The 3,804-nt window shown below is 45.2% G+C and carries 4 protein-coding genes and 1 pseudogene; all 5 read left to right on the top strand.

Annotation, left to right across the window (positions count from 1 at the left end; translation table 11 throughout):
* Positions 1 to 56 precede the first annotated feature (56 nt).
* Positions 57 to 437: pseudogene (locus AB6E08_RS22750) on the top strand (endonuclease); the annotation flags it as partial.
* Between the two features lie 159 nt (positions 438 to 596).
* Positions 597 to 1,328, top strand: a complete 732-nt coding sequence (gene rsmE, locus AB6E08_RS22745; protein WP_372067411.1) for a 16S rRNA (uracil(1498)-N(3))-methyltransferase — start codon at positions 597 to 599, stop codon at positions 1,326 to 1,328.
* A 9-nt stretch (positions 1,329 to 1,337) separates the two neighbouring features.
* On the top strand, positions 1,338 to 2,288 hold the full coding sequence (gene gshB / locus AB6E08_RS22740) for a glutathione synthase (RefSeq protein WP_102394124.1): 951 nt from the start codon (positions 1,338 to 1,340) through the stop codon (positions 2,286 to 2,288).
* Between the two features lie 116 nt (positions 2,289 to 2,404).
* Complete coding sequence (locus AB6E08_RS22735) at positions 2,405 to 2,968, top strand: YqgE/AlgH family protein (RefSeq protein WP_102340779.1); 564 nt, start codon at positions 2,405 to 2,407, stop codon at positions 2,966 to 2,968.
* A 59-nt stretch (positions 2,969 to 3,027) separates the two neighbouring features.
* The gene (gene ruvX, locus AB6E08_RS22730) at positions 3,028 to 3,450 is read left to right on the top strand and encodes a Holliday junction resolvase RuvX (protein WP_004735480.1); all 423 of its coding nucleotides are present in this window, start codon (positions 3,028 to 3,030) and stop codon (positions 3,448 to 3,450) included.
* The last annotated feature ends 354 nt before the right edge of the window (positions 3,451 to 3,804 follow it).

The raw sequence follows: 3,804 nt of genomic DNA, 5'->3' as shown, positions 1-3,804 counted from the left end.
GCTGATCAGATCGTAGGTTCTTGATTTAGTTCCATTGAATTACGCAACAAAGCCCTCGCAATGACAAAATATTCAAATCGATGGAAGCCGATCTTCACAACCTGACTCCGGCAATTGGCGAGGTTAACGGTGATCGCTCCAACTACAATTTCAGCCAGTGGAATGGCATGGATGGCGTGAGCTATGGCCAGTGTGAAATGCAGGTCAACTTCAAGCAGCGCAAAGTGATGCCGCCAGACAGAGCAAAAGGCTCTATCGCGCGTACTTATCTTTACATGAGCCAAGAGTATGGCTTCAAGCTCTCTAAGCAGCAAACCAACCTGATGATGGCGTGGAACAAGCAATTCCCTGTCGATAAGTGGGAATGTACTCGTGATGAGCGAATCTATGCGATCCAAGGTAATCACAACCCGTTTGTTTTTCCTGCTTGTAAATAACACGACTCAGGCAACCAACATCTCCAATTGCCTCCATCTCAAACAAGAGTTTCAGAATTGCCCCTGAAACTCTTGCGCTACCCTTGTTTTTTCAACTAAAAGCATCCATGTTAGGCAGAGACAAAATACCCAAATGACACTATTTATAGGTTTACCAGCATGAGAATCCCTCGTATCCATCACCCAGAACGCATTCATCAGTTAGGTTCACTCGCTCTTAGCGAAGATGCCGCGGGTCATGTTGGTCGAGTCCTTCGTATGAAAGAAGGTCAAGATGTTCTTCTATTTGATGGCAGTGGCGCTGAATTCCCTGCGACAATTGCTGAAGTATCAAAAAAGAACGTCACAGTTAATGTTACTGAGCGTATCGAACGTAGCAGCGAATCTCCGTTAGACTTACATTTAGGCCAAGTGATTTCACGTGGCGACAAAATGGAGTTCACGATTCAGAAATCGGTTGAGCTTGGTGTAAACACCATTACCCCTCTGATTTCAGAGCGCTGTGGCGTTAAGCTTGATACTAAACGCTTCGAGAAAAAGCTCGCGCAGTGGCAAAAGATTGCTATCGCTGCATGTGAACAATCTGGTCGCAATACGGTTCCGGTTATTCGCCCAATCATGCAGCTTGAAGAGTGGTGCAGCGAACCGAGTGAAGCGTTGAAGCTAAACCTGCACCCTCGAGCAAAATACTCAATTAACACCCTTCCAGAACCCATCAGTAAGGTGCGCCTATTGATCGGTCCTGAAGGCGGACTGTCCGCTGAAGAAATCGGCATGACAGAACAATACAAATTTGAAGAGACGCTACTCGGTCCACGTGTACTTCGTACCGAAACTGCTGCTCTAACCGCAATTACTGCCTTACAAGTCCGTTTTGGCGATCTAGGCTAGGAGAAAGAAATGATCAAACTTGGCATCGTAATGGATCCAATTTCATCCATTAACATCAAAAAAGACTCTAGCTTTGCCATGATGCTTGAAGCTCAGCGTCGTGGTTACGAAATCCACTACATGGAAATGGATGATCTACATTTAGATCAAGGCGTAGCCATTGCTGACACTAAGGTTGTTGAACTAAAAGAAGATCCAAACGGTTGGTACAAGTTCAAATCAGAACAGACTATCGCGCTATCCGATTTAGATGCGGTTCTGATGCGTAAAGATCCTCCGTTTGATACTGAGTACATCTACGCGACTTACATTCTTGAGCGTGCTGAAGAGAACGGCGCACTGATCGTAAACAAGCCACAAAGCTTACGTGACTGTAACGAGAAGTTGTTCACGGCATGGTTCCCTGAACTGACACCAACCACCATCGTGACTCGTAAAGCTGAAAAGATTAAAGCGTTCCGAGAAGAGCACGGTGACGTGATCCTAAAACCACTTGATGGCATGGGCGGCGCGTCTATCTTCCGTGTGAAGGAAGGCGATCCTAACGTTTCGGTAATCATTGAGACCTTGACCAACCACGGTCAAAACTACGCAATGGCACAAACCTTTGTTCCAGACATCAGCAATGGTGATAAGCGTATTCTTGTGGTTGACGGTGAACCAATGCCTTACTGCCTAGCGCGTATTCCGGCGAAAGGGGAAACTCGAGGTAACCTAGCTGCTGGCGGTACAGGTGAAGCTCGTCCTCTAAGTGAAACAGACTGGGCTATCGCAAGAGCAGTTGCTCCTGCACTGAAAGAGAAAGGCTTAATCTTTGTTGGGCTTGATGTTATCGGCGACAAGCTGACTGAAATTAACGTGACTAGCCCTACTTGTATCCGTGAAATTGAAGCCGCTTTTGATATTTCAGTTACAGGTAAATTAATGGATGCAATTGAGCGTCGCGTTAACGCTAAATAGCCTAAACTAAAGAAAGCCTTAGCTATTCGAAAACACAAAAATATCTAGGCAAAGAACAATGAGCGGCTTTACGCCGCTCTTTTTCCTTTACTGGGAACACACTGGCAGGAGGCTCTATGAATTTAACGAACCACTTTCTGGTCGCTATGCCCGGAATGAAAGACCCATACTTTCAAAATTCGGTGATCTATCTTTGTGAGCACAATGACGAAGGTGCGATGGGTTTGATGATCAACGCTCCTATCGATGTCACTGTCGGCAGCATGCTTAAGCAAGTTGAGGTTGATTCTGAACAGCCGAAACCCAACCAAGCAAGCCTTGATAAGCCAGTACTTAATGGTGGGCCAGTTGCAGAAGATCGTGGGTTTATTTTGCACAAACCCAAAGGCAGTTATCAATCCAGCATCAACATGACGGATCAAATCTCGGTAACAACCTCGAAAGATATTCTGATGGTCTTAGGGACAGAAGATGAACCTATGCATTATCTGGTCGCGCTTGGTTATGCAGGATGGGAACCAGGACAACTGGAAATCGAGCTGACTGAAAACTCATGGCTAACCGTTGAGGCCGATCCAAAGGTTATCTTCGACACGCCAATTTCGGATCGCTGGAAAGTTGCCGTGCAAATGTTAGGTATTAACGCGGCTCAGCTTTCAGCAGACGCTGGACACGCCTAGCTCAAATTAGCTCCATAAAATAAATAAACACTCTCAACACAGATAAATTTGGAAACCCCATGTCACGAACAATTATGGCATTTGACTACGGTACAAAAAGTATCGGCAGTGCGATCGGACAAGAAATCACGGGCACCGCAAGCCCTCTAAAAGCTTTTAAAGCCAAAGATGGCATCCCTAACTGGGACGATATCGAGAAGCAAATTAAGGAATGGCAGCCAAATCTTATCGTGGTTGGCCTTCCGACCGACCTTCATGGTAAAGATCTAGCAGCTATTACACCCAGAGCGAAGAAATTCGCTAACCGTCTTAAAGGACGCTTTGGTGTGGATGTTGAACTGCATGATGAAAGACTTTCTACGACAGAAGCAAGGGCCGACCTTTTTGAAATGGGCGGCTATAAAGCGCTAAGTAAAGGTAACGTCGATAATCAATCAGCCGTTGTAATTCTAGAGAGCTGGTTTGAAGCACAATATAGCTAAGTTATTTATTTAGCAAACTCGAGCAAGCTTATGATCCCTTGCCATTTTAACTGCGTAATGAAGGAGCGATAAAGGAAAAGAACTTGGGAGTTCATATGAAAATTTTTCTAGCAATATTCATAGCGTTATCTATAACGGCATGCAGCTCAATGGGAAGCGGTTCCGCGGGTTACGACGGTCAACAGTACCCGTCAAAAATCAAATTAGAAAAGGAGCGCGGTTACTCATATGATAACCATCGCTCCAACATGCACTCATCTAACATGCATTAAGTTATAAACGAATAAAACCCGCCACAGAAGCTAACACTGATCATTTAAGCATTTTCCTGATCAGTTGAACGATCCTACAGAT

Origin of the sequence: Vibrio sp. 10N.247.310.24, from assembly GCF_041467175.1 — a bacterium.
Lineage (GTDB): Bacteria > Pseudomonadota > Gammaproteobacteria > Enterobacterales > Vibrionaceae > Vibrio > Vibrio tasmaniensis_A.
The sequence above is the reverse complement of the archived record's forward strand: the minus strand, read 5'-3'. Positions and strand labels throughout refer to the sequence as shown.

Excerpts from the sequence above, each read along its gene's own strand:
- rsmE (WP_372067411.1), top strand. The coding sequence starts at position 597 with ATGAGAATCCCTCGTATCCATCACCCAGAACGCATTCATCAGTTAGGT.
- gshB (WP_102394124.1), top strand. The coding sequence starts at position 1,338 with ATGATCAAACTTGGCATCGTAATGGATCCAATTTCATCCATTAACATC.
- AB6E08_RS22735 (WP_102340779.1), top strand. The coding sequence starts at position 2,405 with ATGAATTTAACGAACCACTTTCTGGTCGCTATGCCCGGAATGAAAGAC.
- ruvX (WP_004735480.1), top strand. The coding sequence starts at position 3,028 with ATGTCACGAACAATTATGGCATTTGACTACGGTACAAAAAGTATCGGC.